18 protein-coding genes are annotated in these 17480 nt (G+C 69.1%); 8 read left to right on the top strand and 10 right to left on the bottom strand.

Features of this window, described 5'->3' with window-relative positions; all coding sequences use genetic code 11:
- Nucleotide 1 precedes the first annotated feature (1 nt).
- From ACFLIM_RS14310 to ACFLIM_RS14300, 3 genes are read left to right on the top strand one after another with little or no spacing between them, the layout of a single operon-like run.
- A complete protein-coding gene (locus tag ACFLIM_RS14310; protein WP_393165326.1) occupies nt 2-841 on the top strand; it encodes an ABC transporter permease in 840 nt (279 codons plus the stop codon).
- Nucleotides 838-2907 carry an ABC transporter ATP-binding protein gene (locus ACFLIM_RS14305; RefSeq protein WP_393165324.1) on the top strand — a complete coding sequence of 690 codons (2070 nt, stop codon included), beginning with the start codon at nt 838-840 and terminating at the stop codon, nt 2905-2907. Before ACFLIM_RS14310 ends, ACFLIM_RS14305 begins: the two co-directional genes overlap by 4 nt.
- A complete protein-coding gene (locus tag ACFLIM_RS14300; RefSeq protein ID WP_393165322.1) occupies nt 2904-4613 on the top strand; it encodes an ABC transporter family substrate-binding protein in 1710 nt (569 codons plus the stop codon). Before ACFLIM_RS14305 ends, ACFLIM_RS14300 begins: the two co-directional genes overlap by 4 nt.
- A gap of 49 nt (nt 4614-4662) precedes the next feature.
- Here ACFLIM_RS14300 and ACFLIM_RS14295 read toward each other — a convergent pair whose 3' ends face one another.
- Both ACFLIM_RS14295 and ACFLIM_RS14290 read right to left on the bottom strand, forming a co-directional pair.
- The gene (locus ACFLIM_RS14295; protein ID WP_393165320.1) at nt 4663-5505 is read right to left on the bottom strand and encodes an NAD(P)H-binding protein; all 843 of its coding nucleotides are present in this window, start codon (nt 5503-5505) and stop codon (nt 4663-4665) included.
- Nucleotides 5506-5509: 4 nt separating this feature from the next.
- Nucleotides 5510-6538, bottom strand: coding sequence for a saccharopine dehydrogenase NADP-binding domain-containing protein (locus tag ACFLIM_RS14290; protein ID WP_393165317.1), 1029 nt, complete (start codon nt 6536-6538; stop codon nt 5510-5512).
- Nucleotides 6539-6622: 84 nt separating this feature from the next.
- On the opposite strand from ACFLIM_RS14290, the gene ACFLIM_RS14285 reads away from it, so the two are divergent.
- Nucleotides 6623-7213 carry a TetR/AcrR family transcriptional regulator gene (locus tag ACFLIM_RS14285; RefSeq protein ID WP_393165313.1) on the top strand — a complete coding sequence of 197 codons (591 nt, stop codon included), beginning with the start codon at nt 6623-6625 and terminating at the stop codon, nt 7211-7213.
- 11 nt (nt 7214-7224) lie between these two features.
- On the opposite strand, the gene ACFLIM_RS14280 is transcribed toward ACFLIM_RS14285, so the two are convergent.
- Together ACFLIM_RS14280 and ACFLIM_RS14275 are read right to left on the bottom strand one after the other, a co-directional pair.
- Nucleotides 7225-7524, bottom strand: a complete 300-nt coding sequence (locus ACFLIM_RS14280) for a peptidase inhibitor family I36 protein (protein ID WP_393165311.1) — start codon at nt 7522-7524, stop codon at nt 7225-7227.
- Between the two features lie 12 nt (nt 7525-7536).
- Nucleotides 7537-8160 carry a TetR/AcrR family transcriptional regulator gene (locus tag ACFLIM_RS14275; protein ID WP_393165309.1) on the bottom strand — a complete coding sequence of 208 codons (624 nt, stop codon included), beginning with the start codon at nt 8158-8160 and terminating at the stop codon, nt 7537-7539.
- A 108-nt stretch (nt 8161-8268) separates the two neighbouring features.
- On the opposite strand from ACFLIM_RS14275, the gene ACFLIM_RS14270 reads away from it, so the two are divergent.
- From ACFLIM_RS14270 to ACFLIM_RS14260, 3 genes are all read left to right on the top strand, one after another.
- Nucleotides 8269-8685, top strand: coding sequence for a nuclear transport factor 2 family protein (locus ACFLIM_RS14270; protein WP_393165307.1), 417 nt, complete (start codon nt 8269-8271; stop codon nt 8683-8685).
- Nucleotides 8682-9362, top strand: a complete 681-nt coding sequence (locus tag ACFLIM_RS14265; RefSeq protein ID WP_393165305.1) for a cellulose binding domain-containing protein — start codon at nt 8682-8684, stop codon at nt 9360-9362. The genes ACFLIM_RS14270 and ACFLIM_RS14265 overlap by 4 nt, the downstream gene beginning before the upstream one ends.
- A gap of 82 nt (nt 9363-9444) precedes the next feature.
- Nucleotides 9445-11307 (top strand): ABC transporter ATP-binding protein, encoded by a 1863-nt coding sequence (locus tag ACFLIM_RS14260; protein WP_393165303.1) that lies wholly within the window; start codon nt 9445-9447, stop codon nt 11305-11307.
- Nucleotides 11308-11383: 76 nt separating this feature from the next.
- Here ACFLIM_RS14260 and ACFLIM_RS14255 read toward each other — a convergent pair whose 3' ends face one another.
- The 5 genes from ACFLIM_RS14255 to ACFLIM_RS14235 form a co-directional block, all read right to left on the bottom strand.
- A complete protein-coding gene (locus ACFLIM_RS14255; protein ID WP_393165301.1) occupies nt 11384-11839 on the bottom strand; it encodes a GtrA family protein in 456 nt (151 codons plus the stop codon).
- A gap of 183 nt (nt 11840-12022) precedes the next feature.
- A complete protein-coding gene (locus ACFLIM_RS14250) occupies nt 12023-12718 on the bottom strand; it encodes a TetR/AcrR family transcriptional regulator (protein ID WP_393165299.1) in 696 nt (231 codons plus the stop codon).
- Between the two features lie 126 nt (nt 12719-12844).
- The gene (locus ACFLIM_RS14245) at nt 12845-13483 is read right to left on the bottom strand and encodes an HNH endonuclease family protein (RefSeq protein ID WP_393165297.1); all 639 of its coding nucleotides are present in this window, start codon (nt 13481-13483) and stop codon (nt 12845-12847) included.
- Nucleotides 13484-13854: 371 nt separating this feature from the next.
- A complete protein-coding gene (locus ACFLIM_RS14240; RefSeq protein ID WP_393165295.1) occupies nt 13855-14733 on the bottom strand; it encodes an NBR1-Ig-like domain-containing protein in 879 nt (292 codons plus the stop codon).
- A gap of 153 nt (nt 14734-14886) precedes the next feature.
- Entirely contained in the window at nt 14887-15258 is a 372-nt protein-coding gene (locus tag ACFLIM_RS14235) for a hypothetical protein (RefSeq protein ID WP_393165293.1), read from the bottom strand.
- A gap of 224 nt (nt 15259-15482) precedes the next feature.
- Here ACFLIM_RS14235 and ACFLIM_RS14230 point away from each other — a divergent pair, with 224 nt between their 5' ends.
- Nucleotides 15483-16457, top strand: a complete 975-nt coding sequence (locus tag ACFLIM_RS14230; RefSeq protein ID WP_393165292.1) for a hypothetical protein — start codon at nt 15483-15485, stop codon at nt 16455-16457.
- Here ACFLIM_RS14230 and ACFLIM_RS14225 read toward each other — a convergent pair.
- Complete coding sequence (locus tag ACFLIM_RS14225) at nt 16450-17475, bottom strand: LacI family DNA-binding transcriptional regulator (RefSeq protein ID WP_393165290.1); 1026 nt, start codon at nt 17473-17475, stop codon at nt 16450-16452. The genes ACFLIM_RS14230 and ACFLIM_RS14225 overlap by 8 nt on opposite strands.
- Nucleotides 17476-17480 lie beyond the last annotated feature (5 nt).

Below are 17480 nucleotides of genomic sequence, written 5' to 3'. Positions count from 1 at the left end.
GATGCGTTCCAAAGTCGTCCTCAGACGCCTGCTCCGCAACAAGCAGGCCCGCTATGGCTTCATCGCCCTGATCCTGCTGGTGGCGCTGGCCTACGCCGGTCCGTACTTCGGCGCGCACGACTGGACGGAAAAGGACTTCCTGGCCTTCCTTTCGCCTCCCGACGCCGACCACTGGTGGGGCACCACCTCGATCGGCCAGGACATGTATGCGATCACGCTCCGCGGCATGCAGAAGTCGATCATCATCGGCCTCCTGGTCGCGCTCATCTCTACCGGCCTGGCCGCGGTCGTGGGCGCGTTCGCCGGATATTTCAGCGGCTGGGCGGACAGGCTGCTCATGTCGGGCGTGGACCTGCTGCTCGTGCTGCCCAGCTTCCTCATGATCGCGATCATCTCGCCGCGGCTCCATGGCTCGTCCTGGCTCTGGTTCGTGGCGCTGCTGGCCGCGTTCTCCTGGATGATCACCTCCAGGGTGGTGCGCAGCATGACGATCTCGCTGCGCGAACGCGAGTACGTCCAGGCCGCCGTCTACATGGGCATCCCCCGCTGGAAGATCATCTTCCGGCATGTCGTGCCCAACCTGTCCTCCTTGTTGATCATCGATGCGACGATCAACGTCTCAGGCGCGATCATCGGCGAGGCCGCGCTGTCCTTCTTCGGCTTCGGCATCCAGCCGCCCGACGTCTCGCTCGGCACGCTGATCGCCGAGGGGTCGCGCAACGCCACCGGCTACCCGTGGTTGTTCGCCTTCCCGGCCGGCCTGCTGGTGGCGCTGGTGCTCAGCGTGAACCTGATCGGCGACGGCCTGCGTGACGCACTCGACCCGGGGAGCAACTCGTGAGCATCTTGGAGGTCAGGGACCTCACCGTCACCTTCCCCGGCGGCATCGAGGCCGTGCGCGGCGTCAGCTACGAGGTCGAGCGCGGCGAGGTGCTCGGCATCGTCGGCGAGTCCGGCTCGGGCAAGTCCGTGACCTCGCTGGCCGTCATGGGCCTGCTGCCGCAGAACGCCGTGGTCAGCGGCTCGGTCAAGCTGCACGGCCGCGAGCTGCTCGGCATGGACGAGGACGACCAGATCAAGGTACGCGGCAAGACGATCAGCATGATCTTCCAGGATCCGCTGTCGGCGTTCACGCCCGTCTACACCATCGGCGACCAGATCGCCGAGGCCGTCCGCGTGCACCAGAAGATGGCCAAGGACAAGGCCGCCAAGCGGGCCGTGGAGCTGCTCGACCTGGTCGGCATCCCGAACCCGAACCTGCGGGCCAAGGCGTTCCCGCACGAGTTCTCCGGCGGCATGCGGCAGCGCGCGATGATCGCCATGGCCATCGCCAACGACCCCGACCTGCTGATCTGCGACGAGCCGACCACCGCGCTCGACGTGACCATCCAGGCGCAGGTGCTGGAGGTGCTCAAGACCGCGCAGCGGGAGACGGGCGCCGGGATCGTGATGATCACCCATGACCTGGGCGTCATCGCCGGCATGGCCGACCGGGTGCTGGTCATGTACGCGGGCAAGCCGGTCGAGCAGGGCCCGGTGGACGACATCTACTACCGGCCGCGGATGCCGTACACGATGGGGTTGCTCGCCTCGATCCCCAGGGTGGACGGCGAGGAGGGGCCGCTCGTGCCCATCGAGGGCAACCCGCCCTCGCCGGTGGCGCTGCCGCCCGGATGCCCGTTCGCGCCGCGCTGCCCGATGAAGGTGGACATGTGCGACGACGAGGAGCCGCCGCTGACCCCGTTCGGCGGCGGGCGCCACGTGGCCTGCATCCGTTCGCACGAGATCGAGCACAAGGGCCTGACCGGGGCCGACGTGTTCCCCGTGCCGGTCATCCCGCCGAGCGACGTCGTACGCGTGCCGCGCGCCGAGCGCCCCACGGTGCTGGAGCTCGACGACATGATCAGGCACTACCCGCTGATGAAGGGCGCGATCTTCAAGCGCCGCGTCGGCACCGTGTACGCGGTCGACGGCATCAGCCTCGACATCGCGGAAGGCGAGACGCTGGCCCTGGTGGGCGAGTCCGGTTGCGGCAAGACCACCACGCTGCAGCAGATCATGCAGCTGGAGCCGCCGCAGGGCGGGCGCATCGTGGTGCTCGGCAAGGACAGCGCCAAGCTGGACAGGTCGGGGCGCAACGCGCTGCGTCGCGACCTGCAGATCGTCTTCCAGGACCCGATGGCCGCGCTCGACCCGCGCATGCCGGTCGGCGACATCATCGCCGAGCCGCTGCGCGCGCACGGCAAGAAGAACGTGCGCGCCAAGGTCGAGGAACTGCTCCAGCTCGTCGGGCTCGCGCCGGAGCACGCGGAGCGTTATCCGCAGCAGTTCTCCGGCGGCCAGCGCCAGCGCATCGGCATCGCCCGCGCACTCGCGCTGGAGCCGAAGGTGCTGGTGCTGGACGAGCCGGTCTCGGCGCTCGACGTCTCCATCCAGGCGGGTGTGATCAACCTCCTGGAGGAGCTGAAGAACAGGCTTGGATTGTCGTACCTGTTCGTGGCCCACGACCTGGCCGTGGTCAGGCATCTGGCCGACCGCGTGGCCGTCATGTACCTCGGCAGGATCGCCGAGGTCGGGACGGTCGAGAACGTCTACGACCATCCAGCCCACCCCTACACGCAGGCGCTGCTGTCGGCGATCCCGCTGCCAGACCCCGAGATGGAACGCACCCGCAAGCGGATCCTGCTCGAAGGCGACCTGCCCAGTCCGGCAGACCCGCCGTCGGGATGCCGGTTCCGTACCCGTTGCCCCAAGTTCGCCATGCTCAGCGAGGCGGAACGGCGGCGGTGTGTGGACGAAGAGCCCTCGGTTGCCCGGCTCGCGAACGCCGTGGACCACGGCGCAGCCTGCCATTACGCGGAGGAGATCGAGGTCATCACGGCCTCGGACGATCAGGAGGAAAAGTGAAGGTTCGTTACCGGGCGGCCGCAGGCATCGCGGTCCTGGCCCTGGCCGTAGCGGCCTGCGGCGGAGGTGGCAGCGAAGCCAAGAAGCCGAACGCACAGCAGTCGCAGCAGGCTCAGCAGCAGATGTCGGAGACCCCGGCGATCAGCATCAACGCCGTCCCTTACGAGCAGGTGAAGGACGGCGGCACGCTGACCCTCACGGTTGGGCAGTGGCCCACCCAGTGGAACGGCAACCACGTCGACGGCAACCAGGCCGACACGGCGGACATGCTCGACCCGATCATGCCGCAGTTGATGGTGGCCAATGAACAAGCCGAGTGGAGCGCGAACCCCGACTATCTGACCGACGTGAAGAACGACCTGTCGTCGGGCAAGCAGGTCATCACCTACACGCTCAACGACAAGGCCACGTGGTCGGATGGCACGCCGATGACGTGGAAGGACTTCGAGGCCGCGTGGAAGGCCAACAACGGCGAGAACAAGAAGTTCAAGCCGGCCTCCACGGACGGCTGGGACAAGATCGAGTCGGTTACCAAGGGCGACACCGACAAGGTCGCTGTCATCACCTTCTCCAAGCCGTACCCGGAGTGGCAGGGGCTGTTCTCCCGGTCCCCGAACCTCTACCCCGCCAAGCACATCGAGACGCCCGAGGCGTACGAGAAGGACTACCTGCAGAAGATCCCGGTCACCGCGGGCCCCTTCAAGGTGGAGAAGATCGACGAGGGCACCAAGACGCTCACGCTCGTGCGTGACGACAAGTGGTGGGGCAAGAAGGCCAAGCTCGACAAGATCATCTTCCGGGCCATCGAGTCGCCGGAAGCGCAGGTGAACGCCTTCGCCAACGGCGAGCTCGACGGCGTGGAGATCCCGTCGGGCGCCCCGGCCGAGCTGAAGCGGGCCAAGGAAGTCCCGAACGTGGACATCCGCAAGGCACTCAGCCCGAACTGGCGGCACATCACCGTCAACAACCAGAGCGAGTTCCTGAAGGACAAGAATGTCCGGCACGCCGTCGCGTACGCGATCAACCGTGACGTGATCACCCAGTCCGACCTGAAGGACATGGATTGGCCGCTGCAGACGCTCGGCAACCACATCTTCATGAACAACCACAAGGGCTACGTCGACAACTCCGGCGACCTCGGCAAGTACAACCTGGAGAAGGCCAAGCAGCTGCTCGACGCGGCCGGCTGGAAGCAGGAGGGCGAGTACCGCAAGAAGGACGGCAAGGAGTTCGACCTGAGCTTCGTCATCCCGACGGGCACGCCGGTGTCGCAGACGGAGGGCGAGCTCACCCAGGCCATGCTCAAGGAGGCCGGGATCAAGGTCAACATCCGCCCCGTCCCGCTTGACAAGTTCTTCAACGACTACATCATCAAGGGCGACTTCGACCTGGTGCCGTTCTCGTGGATCGGAACGCCGCTCCCCATCGGTTTCCTGAACCAGGCCTTCAAGACCGGCTCCGAGAGCAACTTCCCCAAGGGCAGCGACCCCGCCCTGGACGCCGCCATCGATGACGCGGTGAGCGAGATGGACCCGGCCAAGGCCATCGAGAAGGCCAACGCCGCGGACAAGCTCATCTGGGACCAGGTGCACACCATCCCGCTGTACCAGCGTCCTGACATCCAGGCGACCAAGAAGACGCTCGCCAACTGGGGCGCGCGTGGCTACAAGAGCCCCGACTACTCGATCGTCGGCTTCACCGGCTGATCTCCGCGTAGGACGAACCCTCGGCCGAACTCCGGCCGGGGGTTTTCCCTTATCCGGCGAACTCCCGCAGCGTCATCGGCGGGCGGCCGCCGTGGTGTTCGATGCTCTCGGTGACCCGGTAGAGGGGATGGTCGCCGGAGCCGATGAGGCGGAAGATCGCCCACAGGTGGGTCAGGTGCTCGACGGCGACCGCGTCGCCGTAGACGTCCATGGCCCGTGCCTCCCACTCCTCGGGCGGCACGTCCACGTACTCCACCCCGAACGCGTCAGCCGCCTCGCCCACCGTGGCCATCTGTCCGGTCAGCAGGCAGATCGGGTCGGCGGATGCGGGATCGAGCAGCAGCCCGGCGGCCACCCTGGCCACGTCGGTCCCGGCGACGAGTGGGATCAGCGTGTCCGGCGGCCCCAGCGGGAGCGCGAGCCGACCGCCGGCGGCGGCGATGACGACGGCCAGGTTCTCGAAGAACACCGCGGCCCGCAGGTGCACCGCCCCCACCCCGGCCCAGTCGAACACCTGCTCCGACACCCAGTGCCGGCGCATCCGCGGGGTGAGAGCGTCGGGGGATGCGTCCAGCTGCGACACCTCGACGACGCGCTCCAGCCCCTCCTCCTTGGCCGCCGCCGCGAACGCGCCCGTGGCGCCGAGCAGCCCGGCCGTCACGGGATAGGTGAAGAACGCCCTGCGCACCCCGCGCACGGCAGGCCGTACCGACGAGATCTCGCGCAGGTCGCCGACCACCACCTCCGCGCCGAGTTTGCGCAGCTCCTCGGCCCGGTGGTCGTCGGAGTGCACGAACGCCCGCACGGCCTCCCCGCGCTCAAGCAGCAGGTCCACGACGTGCCGCCCGGTCGAGCCCTGCGGCCCGCCGGCAGCGCCTGTGACGAGGATCATCGCTCTATGCCTTTCCTGGCAGGGTCAAATTGAACAGGCCGAGCCGCTCCAGGTCGCGCAGGAACGGCTCGGCGGGGAACGCCTCTGCCGGGCCGTACACGCCCGGGGTCGCGGGGCCGCGCCCATCGGCCAGGCGGACGGCGGCCTCCACGGAGGCCAGGGCGCTCATGCGCCACAGGTCGTGCCCGCTCGCCTGCCCGGCGCTGCCGCCGCCCTCGGTGATCACCTGGACGGCGACGGTGAAGTCGGAGCCCGCCCTGGTCTCGGCGTCCACGCCCTCGCTGGTGAACGCCTGCTCCTCCTCGAACGTGTGCGCCGTGAGCTGCGCCTCCACCCGCCGCGCCGGTACGTGCCTGGGCACGGTCACGACCTCGGCGAACGGGACGGGGGCGATCATCGTACGGGGGCCGAGCGGCGGCGGGAACGGGAAGACGGCGTTGCGCGGCTCCACGTAGCCGACGTGCTGGACGCCGTCCTCGTAAGTGATCCGCTGGGTGTCGGCGAACAGCAGCTCGGCCGTCTTCTTGGCCCCCTTGGTCAGCCGCCAGCCGGACACCGCGTAGGCGGCGACCACCCGGTCGATGCCGGTCACGCCCTCGGCCACGGCGCCGGCGAGCAGGTCGCCCAGCCCGCCGTAGAAGCTCATCGCCGTGACCATGACGATGCCCGCCTGCCGCGCGGGCTCTGCCATGGTGTCGAACATCCACTTCGTGTGGTGCTGCTCCAGAGCGTGGTCCACGTAGTGACAGCCGGCCTCGGCGGCGGCCCGGGCGACGGGCTTGCCGGTGTGCGTGAAGGGCCCGGCGCAGTGCAGCAGCACGGCGGCCTGCCCGGCGAGCTCCCGCAGCGCGGCGGGATCGTCCAGGGCGGCCTGGTGCACGGGTAACCCGCCGAGCTCGTCGGACAGGGCTTTGAGCGCTCCGCCGTCCCGGCCGGCCAGGATGACGTCCCGGCCGCGGGCGCGCAGCTCGGCCGCCACCAGGCGCCCGGTGTGACCGGTCGCGCCGTAGACGGCGATGTGCGGTGCGGACACGGCTCACCTCCATGATTCATACTGTGGGTACGTAACTAGCCTTGAAGTTACGTACCGCGAGTATGTAAGTCAATGGGGAGCACGATGATTCGCCGTACCCAGGCAGAGCGCTCGGACGAGACGACGGCGCGGCTGGTGGGGGCCGCGCGGGAGTTGTTCGGCGGCAACGGCTACGCGGTCACCTCGATCGACGCGATCGCCGCCGCGGCCGGGGTGACCAAGGGGGCCGCGTACCACCACTTCGGTGGCAAGGTGGCGCTGTTCCGCGCGGCGTTCGTCGGCGAGCAGGAGGAGGTCGCCGCCGACCTGGAGCGGGCCGCCGCGGCGGAGGCGGACCCGTGGGCGGCGCTGCGGCGCGGCGCCCGCACGTTCCTGGAGCACTGCCTCGACCCGGGGTTCCGGCAGATCGTGTTGCTGGACGGGCCGTCGGTGCTGGGCTGGGAGGCGGTCCGCGAGATCGAGTACGCCCACACGCTGCGCGTCCTGCTCGCCGGCATGCGCGTGGCCGCGGAAGACGAGCAGGCGGACGACGGCGACGTGCCCGCCCGCGCTCAGCTCGTCTTCGGCGCGTTGTGTGAAGGCGGCATGTTGCTGGCCCGCTCCAAGGACCCGGCGGCCGACCTGCCGCGACTCGCCGCGGAGGCCGACCGCTTTCTGGAGGCGCTCAGACGGTGATCAAAGGGTGATCAGCCGTGGGAGTTGGCCGTCGAGCTCTTGACGGTCAGGCACGACGGGCCGTTCGGGCCGCCGATGCGGACGGAATCGAAGAAGTCGCGGAACGGGGTGTAGAAATTGCCCTTGCCTCCCGGGGTGGTCATGGCCGAGCAACCGCCGTAATTGGCTTCCGAGAAGAGATGGATGTAGGAACTCGTACGGTTCCAGTCGGACTTGGCCCGGTCGGCCATGTTCAGGGCGGCGAGGTCCGGTGTGTCGCTCTGGATCTCGATGAGGTCGCCCGTGCCGTCGAGCCCGGAGAACACATACATGGCCCGATCTTTTCAGGAAACGAGTTGTTCCACGCCGTCCGGCGGTGTGGACATCGCGCGGAGGCCGCGGATGAACAGTTCCAGGTGGCGGCGGGCGAGGGCGTGTTTGGCCTCCGCCGTCAGCGGGCCCGGCAGCGGGCGGGCGATTCGTACGAGCATGGTCACGACGTCCATGAACGTGACGTCCGGAGACAGCGCGCCCGCCGCATGCGCGTCGGCGATGAGCCGGCGCACGAGGCGGGCAGTCTTGTCCCGGACGGGCGTGAGCGATGGGTCGTTGTCCAGATCCAGCACGTCGAGCAGCACCGGCAGCACAGCCGACACCCGCAGTTCGAGCGCCTCCCGGAGGTAGCGTGCCAGCGCCTCGAACCGATCGCCCTCCTGCGCGGCCGCCGCACCGGCCGCGGCCGCGGTCCTGGTCAGCGCGTCCAGGGCGACCTCGTGGAGTAGCGCGTCCCGGTCGGGGAACCGGCGGTACAGCGTGGCGCTGCCCACCCCGGCGTGCCGCGCGATGTCGTCCAGCGGCACGTCGGGCCCGCGTTCGGCGACCAGGTCCCGCGCGGCGAGCAGGATCTGCTCAAGGTTGCGCCGCGCGTCGGCCCGCATGGGCTTGACCATCGAGGTTCCCTCCCGCATCTGTGGCGACCAGCATATCCGGGGGAAATCACCCCACTTGTACCCATCCGTGTCCCGTGCCAGAGTGAACTGGGGGAATTCCCCCCACTTAGCGGAATGGATCACGCCATGAGCGAGCAGCAGGTACTCGACCTCGTCCACCGCTGGACCCAGGCGGAGTTGCACGGTGACGCCGACGCCTTCGACGGCCTCCTCAGCGAGGACTTCGCGGGCATCGGCCCCGTCGGATTCACCCTGGACAAGCAGCAGTGGGCCGGCCGCTACCGCGGCGACCTGAAGAACCACCACTTCGAGGTGCACGAGCCCCAGGTGCGCTTCCACGGTGACACCGCGATCGTGTCCGGCGTGCAGGAGCAACGCACCACGGTCATGGGGCACGACGTCAACGACTCGTTCCGGGTGATCCTGGTGGCCGTGAGACAGGACGACCGCTGGCTGATCGCCAACATCCAGCTCAGCGGCCCGCTCCAGTCCCCGGGCGGGCCGCCCCCGTTCGCCCGCGAGGGCGGCCCGAGTCGGCCATGAACGTCCGCCTGTACGCCGAGGGCATCGGCAAGACCCCGCTGTTCGGGTACGGCTTCGGCCTGATCTACGAGCAGCCGGCGCCCGACACCAGCCCGCCCACCGCGCCCGGCACGCCCGCCGCCTCGGCGATCACCTCCTCGTCCCTGAGCCTGACCTGGCCCGCGTCGAGCGACACCGTGGGTGTGACGGGCTACGACGTGGTACGCGTCCAGGGCTCGACGGAGACGACGGTCGCCACCTCCGCGACCGCCTCGGCCGCCGTCTCCGGCCTGACGGCGAGCACGGCGTACACCTTCGCCCTGTACGCCAGGGACGCGGCAGGCAACCGCTCGCCCCGCTCGGGAACGGTGAGCGTGACCACCACCAGCGGGACGGGCGGCTGCTCGGTCACCCCATCCACGCAGAGCCAGTGGAACAACGGCTACGTGATCCAGGTGGCCGTGACCAACACCGGCACGACCACCGTGAACACCTGGAACGTCACCTTCACCCTGCCGCCCGGCCACACGATCACCGGCTCATGGAACGCCACGCTGACCGTGAACGGCCGGGCCGTCACCGCCCGCAACGCCGCGAGCAACGGCACGCTGGGCCATGGCGCCAGCGCCTCGTTCGGCTTCCAGGGCAGCCGCCCCAGCGGCGACACCGGCCTGCCGTCCGGCTACACCTGCGGATGACCGCGTCTGAAACTTACATGTGCTGTCAATACGGTCCCGGTCTCGCTAGGAAACTGTCAGTGTCCGAGGGCACACTCAGAGCATGCACGATGAGCCCCTCGAACTCGGCGAGCTCTCCTTCCCTGACTGGCTCGCCCACACCGACAAGCTGGCCGACGTCGGCTTCCTGACGATCGCCAGGCAACTGCCCTCGCTCGTGGGCCAGGCAATGCGCATGGCCTGGCGGGCCAGCCCCCGCGACACCCTGGCCACGATCGTGCTCAACCTCCTGGGCGGCGTGTTCACCGCGTTCGGCCTGCTGGCGACGACCGGCGTGCTGACCGCCCTGTTCAGCGAGGGCCCGACCCCTGACCGCGTGATGGCGGCGCTGCCCAGCCTCGCCCTGGTCGGGGCGGCGGCGGCCCTCCGCGCGACGATGCAGGGGGGTGCGGGCTGGGCGCAGTCCCGCCTGGATCCCCAGATCGCACGGCTGACCGAGGAGCGCCTCTACGGCCTGACCAGCCGGGTGGAGCTGGTGGCCTACGACGACCCGGAGTTCCACGACGCCCTGGAACGTGCCAGGACCCGCGGCGTGGCCATGGCCGACTCGGTCGTGACGACGGCCGTCGACGTGGTCACGGCCGCGGTCGGCCTGGTGGCCGCGGCCGGGGTCCTCGGCGTGCTGCACCCGGTCCTGCTCCCTCTCCTCCTGCTGGCGGTCCTGCCGGACGCCTGGGCCGCGGTCCGCAGCGCCCGGATGCGCTATTCGACGATGTACAGCCTGGTCCCGGCCCGCCGCCGCAAGTGGATCATCGCCGACCTGCTGGCCGAGCGGGGGTCGGCGGCCGAGGTCCGCTCGTTCACGATGCGCGGCTTCCTGCTGCGCATGTACGACGCGGTCGCCAAGGCGGAGCAGGACGTCATGCTCCGGCTGGCCAGACGCCAGACGCTGGCCAGGCTCGTGGGCGAGGCGCTGGGCGGCCTCGGCACGGCCCTGGTCTACGTGGCCCTGGGCGTCCTGCTGGCCATAGCCGCGATCCCACTCGCCGTGGCGGGCACCGCCGTCCTGGCGATCAGATCCGGGCAGACCTCGCTGAGCAGCCTCCTGTACGCCACCAACCGCCTCTACGAGGAGGGGCTGTACTTCACGGACTTCCTGGAGTTCTGCGCCCAGGCCGAGGATCGCCTGACCGCTGCCCGCCCGGCGCGGGCCCCGGAGGGTTTCCAGCGGATAGTGGCCGAGGACGTGACGTTCACCTATCCCGGCGCCGAAGAACCGGCGTTGCGGGACGTCTCCATCGAGATCAAACACGGCGAGGTCATCGCCTTCGTCGGCGAGAACGGCTCCGGCAAGACCACCCTCGCCAAAATCCTCTCCGGCCTCTACGAACCCGACACCGGCACCGTCTTGTGGGACACCACCGACCTCCGCGACGTCAACCCCGAAGACCTCCGCCTGCGCACCGCCGTCATCGCCCAGGACCACACCCGCTGGCCCCTGACCGCCCGCTACAACATCACCATGGGCACCGACAAAGGCGCCCCCGCCCTGCACGCCGCAGCCGCCGTCGCTGGAGCCGACGAAGTCATCGCCGACCTCCCCCATGGCTACCGCACCCTCCTGGACCGCCGCTTCAAGGACGGCCACGAGCTCTCCGGCGGCCAATGGCAGCGCATCGCCGTCGCGCGCGGCTTCCACCGCGACGCCGACCTGCTCATCTGCGACGAACCCACCGCCGCCCTCGACGCTCGCGCCGAACACGCCCTCTTCGAGCAGATCCGCCACCACACCGACGGCCGCACGGTCCTGCTCATCACCCACCGCCTGGCCAGCGTCCGCTACGCCGACCGCATCTACGTCCTCGACAAAGGCAAAATCACCGAGCAAGGCGACCATCACACCCTGATGTCCCTCAACGGCCTCTACGCCGACCTCTACACCCTCCAAGCCACCGCCTACCGCTAACCGGGCCAAAGCCCGTGGGGCGCAGCAGCGGCATGAACCAGTCCAACCGCCGAAACGGCTTCCGGATTCGCTGCCATCAAGCCGCCTCGTCCGTGGGATCGGGAGTGGGAGCCAGCCGCACGCGGCCGGACTGGGCCTTCTCGTCGGGGAAGACCCACTTCCGGAGCGCCCAGAAGCGGAAGACCATGGCGATCAGCGTGCCGATGATCTGCGCGCTCACGAAGTCGGCGATCTCCTGGGTCACCAGGCTCACGTCCGGGGTCTCCAGGCGGAATGCGTACCGGGAGATCCATAGCGGTGCGGAGCTGAGCACCAGACCGACGCCACTGACCAGGAAGAACAGCGCCGCCTCGTGACGGCGCTCGCGGCCGCCCCTGGTCCGGAACGACCATTCGCGATTCAACACGTAGGACACGATCGTCGCCACGAGCACCGCGATGACCTTCGCGGTCACCGGCTTCGATTCCAAAATGGTCAGCTTCAGCCCATAGAACACCGTGTTGTCCACTAGGAACGCTGTTCCACCCACCACCGCGAACTTCAGCAGTTCACGATGCTTCAGCGCAAGTGCGTGCAGCGGTTCCGCTAATCTTGCGAGTACTGCGTTTGCTATTCGGAGCACCCCCGATCTTCTCACCAGGCGAACACCCTGGTAACAAGACTGACGGACACGGCTTGTCCGGCTGGAACCGTACTTGACGGCAAATCCGCGTGGTCATGAGCTTTGATGGCGCTCTCCGCTGGTGAGCTGTGCTTCCAGGCCGTCGAGGATGGTGTTCAGGCCGTACTCGAACGTGGCCTTGTCCGGCAGGGCCGTGACGATGTCCTCCGAGGGCAGGGTGCGGGCCCGCAGCCGGGGGAAGCGCTGGGCGATCTCGCCGATGTGCGTGATCGTGTCGCGCAGCTTCTGCTCCTCGTCGGCGCCGGCCCTGCGGAGGCGGGCCCGCCAGGCCAGCTCGGCCGCCTCGCCCTGCGCGGCACCGAGGACGAACATGAGCACCGTCGCCGCGGCCTGGTCGGCGTCCGCGGGGCTGAAGCCGGCGGACTCGTAGACGGCCAGGCACTGGTCGTCGTAGCGGGCCTTGCCCGGGCCGTAGATGAGGTGCGTGCTCATGGCGGGCGCCAGCCAGAAATGCCTGCTGACCATCGCATGGGCGCCGGTCGCCAGCGCGGCTGCGGCCGCCCGCCACCCGATCTCGGCGGGGTCGGGCAACTCGATCTCGCCCCAGACGTGGTCGGCGGCCAGCACGACGAGGTCGTCCTTGCTCTTGACGTGCCAGTACATCGCCGTGGCCGCCGAACCCAGCTGGGCGCCGAGCCGCCGCATGTTCAGGCCGTCCACGCCCTCGGCGTCCAGCACCTCCACGGCGGCCCGGACGATCTGTTCACGGGTCAGCGTGTCGCGCGGCATGGCCACAACCTATCGGCGATCGCGCAGCCGCCGCCAAGTGCGCACTCAGCGGATCAGCCGGGGTGGCCCCGCCGCGCGCTTGGTGGTGCGTCGCGTGCGGCGGGGCCGGGCAGTGGCTTCGTGGGGTCAGCAGGAGGAGAGCATGCTGTTCAGTGCCGACTTCTCCGAGCTGTCCACGCTCAGGCCCCAGTACCACTTGACCTGGATCCATGACCGCGCGTACCGGCAGCGCTCGGCCGTGCGCGGCGGTTGCCATTCGGCCGGATCCTGGTCGGACTTGGACTGGTTGACGTTGTCCGTCACGGCCCACAGTTGCGGGCCGCCCAGGTCGTTGGCGAACTGCTGGCGGTGGGAGGTGGTCCAGTTCCAGGCGCCGGAGGCCCACGCCTCGGCCAGGGGGACCATGTGGTCGATGTCGACGTCGCCGGCGGCGGTCCAGGTGGCGCCGTCGTACGGGCTGTACCAGGAGCCTGAGGTGGCGGCGCAGGAGGAGTCGGTCACCACGTTGCTGCCGTCCCGCTTGAGGACCTGTTCGCGGGTGTTGCAGCTGCCGCTGACGGTGATCCAGTGCGGGAACAGGTCGCGGTTGTACGTGCTGCCGTGGGATTCGGTGCTCACTGTGAGGGTGGCGAGGCGGGAGGAGGCGGTGGACGCGGACGGGATGTTCGGCGGGATCGCGGCGGCCGGCTGGGCGGTGACGGCGAGGGTCAGGACGGTGGCGCAGGCGATGCCGAGGGCAGCGGCTAACGCGCGGTCGCGGTGCATGAGGGGCAGGCCCTTCTGCCGCCGTCCTCGGACAGGCGCAGGTGCCGGTCAGGGGGCGAGGATGGGCGGGCACCTCGACGGTGACAAAGTCCGGTTGGTCCATATATGGCCAGGTTTGCCGAGTTGTCAGGATGGTGTTGATCGATTCCTGACATAGGTCGTCATGGCGCTTCCGCCGGGTTCTTCAACGTTGGAGCGCCGTTCATCGACATGTCGGTTTTATGAGGATGAGCGCGCGGTCGGGGTTGACGACCTGGCGGCGCGACGGCGTGACGGCCTGGTGGCACGACGGGTGGCGGTCTCGCGGCGCGACGGAGTGGCGAACTGGCGGCGCGATGGGGTGGCGGTCTGGTGGCGCGACGGGGTCGCGGTCAGGCCACGGTGACGTCGAGGAAGATCGGCTTCTTCGCGGCGAGCAGTGGTGAGCCGTCCTCGTCGGTCATCTTCCAGTAGATCTTGCAGCGGCCGGGGGAGTCGGCGGCGCGCACGCGTACCGTGATGTCGACCGTCTCGCCGGGCAGGACGGGGCCGATCCCGACCCGCTTGGGGGCCCGGCACGGCGTGTCGTTCATGCGCGTGAGATAGCGCCCCTGCCACGGGACGGTGCCCGCGTTGCGCAGGCGCCACGTCTTGTCGAAGGACGTCCCCTGCTTCACCACGGTCCCGTCCGGATAGGTCACGTCCCCCTCGAAGACGGAGTCGTCGTGCGGCGAGACGGAACGGGTCGGGGTGGGCTGCGCGACGGGTTTGTCCTCATCCGCGAACGGGAGGACCCAGGCGAGGAGTACGGCGCCCAGGCCCAGCACGCCGGTCACCGCCGCGAGCACGGTCAGCCTCCTGGCCTGCGAGGGCTTGGCGGGTGGATCGGGTGGGAACTGCTCCGGCATGCGGGCCTCATCCTTGCCGTCTCCGGCGATCCCGGCCTGCTCCCAGTACGCCCGCCACTCGCGCCTGACCTCCTCCGGATCCCGTCCCAGCCGATCGACCGCGAGGACCCGGACGAACTCCCACGTCGTCTCCCAGCTCGGTAACGCCGACCCGCGGGCCGCGGCCGCCAGCGACGACTTCGAGGCCGCGGCGCCGAGGCGGGAGGCCATGTCCGCGAAGGACGGGTCGCCCGCCTCCTCCTTGAGCTTCCAGAGACGGTGTGCGAGCAGCGCGACGGGGCCGGACTCCGGATCTGGCCGGATCGGCTTGCGCCCCCGCCGCGACCCGGTCCCTTCGTCCTGCGATGCGGACGACTCCGACATCCCACCCCTGCTCTGGTCGATCCTGCACGTCCAGACCAAATGAGATTATCAAAGTCATCTAGCGTCAATGGGATGGGTCAGGACCCCGGCCAAGCGGTTGCCCCCGCTTGTCGCGCGGCCGGGGTCCTGAGCGTTGTGGCGGCGTCTAGGAGATCAGCCGCAGTGGGACACTTCCTTGATGGACTGGACGGTCGGGTGCGGGCCCTTGAACTTCTTCTTGTCGAAGTCGCCGCCGCGCACCCAAATGCACGCGTCCGTCGCCTGCGCGACCCGGATCTTAATGCCCCGGGAATGCTTGCAGCGGTTGTGGAAGTAGACGGTGACGCTGGTCGTGCCGTCGTCGCCGTACGAGTAGCTGAAGCACCTGGTCTTTCCGCGGACGACGTCGAGTGCCTGCTGCGCCCCGGCGGAAATCGCCGTGCTCGCGACGGGAGCCGTCGCGGCGAATGACGCGGGCGCCACCGCCGAATAGGTGAACATCGAGGCCGCCGTTGCGGCGACCGCGAGCGTTGCCTTCGTACGCATTCCCATTGGATTTTCCCCCATTTCGTTCGGGCTGTGCCGGTCTTTCTGTCAACACTTTCGCCCGGCGCGGCCCGCGGTGCCAAGCGATTTCCACCCGATAATTATCCGAACATTTTCCAATGGCCATTGGACAATCGAATCCCCAGGTCGGACGGCGGAGCTCCAGCCCTGCCGGACGGCGATGAACGCTTGACGGGCGGCGCGAAGGCGGCTAAACGACAGACATGACCACCGTCAAAGAGCGGCTTCGCGGCGCGCTCTCCAACCTGGATCTCGGCATCGTGCTGCTCGTCGCCGCTGCCGTCAGCGTGCTCGATCTGCTCGAAGTGCTCCCGAACGGGCAAACCGACAAGCTGATCCTGCCGGTACTCGCCCTGCTCGCGTTCGTCTGGATCAGGGACAGGAACCGGCAGACCCGGGTGGCCGACCAGATCGCCGCCGTGTCGCGTACCACCGACGGCATGTGGCGGTTGCTGGCCAGTGGGGATTCCGTCAAGTCACTCAACGGGGCGGCCATTACGCGGCTGCTGGCCGAGGCGCGGGCGAGCACCGACATGTGGCTGTTCAAAGGGGGGACGGGCACCTATATCAGGGCGGTCACCCTGCCCGAATGCATTGAGCGGGCCAGGCGCACGCGCAGCAAGATGCGTTTCCTGCTGGAATTACTCGACCCGACGAACAAGGCGCTCTGCGCGTCCTACGCCGAGCTGCACCGGAATCTGTCCAACGACGGGGCCGAGGAGAAAGGATGGACGTCGCTGGACACCCGCAAGGACGTTTATGCCACGATTCTGGCGGCGTGCTGGTATCGGCAGTACAACAGCCAGCTGCTGGAGCTGAAGATCGGCCTGGCGGACACCATCTCATTGTTCCGCTGCGACCTCACCTCGCACAATCTGGTGATCACCCAGCGGGGTCCCGAGTTTCCCGGCCTGGCCATTCCGCGGAACAGCCCGCATTATAACCCCTGGTATGTCGAGCTGGAGAACAGCCTCAACCAGACGAAGCCGCTGGAGGTGGACAAGGCGCCGCAACTGAGCCTCCGGCCCACCGCGTCCGAGGCGCGGGAGTTGTTCGCGGGGCTGGGCATCCCGCTGACGGAGGAGTTCAAGGATTCCGACGTGGCCGACATCGCCCGGGTCGCGCTCAGCCGTACCGATCCGTACCAGGGCCGGGTGCCCGCGCCCTCCGTCAACTGACGGACGGGATCAGCGCCCCGCTGCTCTCGCGGGGCGCGAGGCGGTGGGGGATGCGGACCTCGCGCGGCTTGGCCGCGGTGCCGGCGAGGCGGGCGGCGAGCAGGTCCACCGCGGACTCGGCGATCAGCGTCTTGCTGGGCGAGACCGTCGACAGCGTGGGGGTGGTGAAGCGGCCGTCCTCGATGTCGTCGAAGCCCATCACCATGACGTCCTCCGGCACCCGGATCCCCCGTGACAGCAGGGCGCGCAGCGCGCCGAGCGCGAGCGCGTCGTTGAAGCAGAAGACCGCGTCGGGTGCGCCCGTCTCCAGCAGCGCCGCCATCGCCTCGGCGCCGCCCGTGCGGTGCCACACGGGGGCGTGGGCGATCAAGGACGGGTCCATGGCCAGGCCGCACTCGGCCAGCGCCTGCCGGTAGCCCTTCAGCCGCAGGCGGGCGGTCACCCCCGAGGGCACGCGCTGGGCGCCGATCGCGGCGATCCGGCGCCGGCCCAGCCCCGCCAGGTGCAGGGTGGCCTCGCGGGCGGCGGCCACGTTGTCGATGCCCACGTGGTCGTACTGCGCGCGTCCCGAGCCGATGCGCTCGCCGAGCAGCACCATCGGCGTACGGTCCTCGCGGTCGGTCAGGTCGCGCAGTGTGAGCGCCAGCGGGCTGAACAGCAGGCCGTCGATCAGATGGGACCGGATGCCAGAGACGACCAGCCGCTCCTTGGCCCGCTCGCCCTGGGTCTGGTCGATGAGCACGGTCCAGCCCCGCTGGTCGGCGGCGGAGATGACGTGGGTGGCCAACTCGGCGAAATAGGGATTGTCCAGATCGGGTACGGCGAGCGCGACCACGCCGGAGCGGCCCGCCCGCAGGCTCCTGGCCGACAGGTTGGGCCGGTAGGAGAGCTCGGCGATGGCCTGCTCCACCCGCGCCCGGGTGGCCGGGCTCACGTGGGGATAGCCGTTCACCACGTTGGAGACGGTCTTGATCGACACCCCAGCGTGCTCCGCGACGTCCTTGAGCCGTGACCGCACCCCCG

This window comes from Nonomuraea marmarensis (assembly GCF_043197025.1).
In the GTDB taxonomy this organism is placed as follows: domain Bacteria; phylum Actinomycetota; class Actinomycetes; order Streptosporangiales; family Streptosporangiaceae; genus Nonomuraea; species Nonomuraea marmarensis.
Note: the sequence above shows the minus strand (reverse complement) of the source record. Positions and strands in the feature narration are given on the sequence as shown.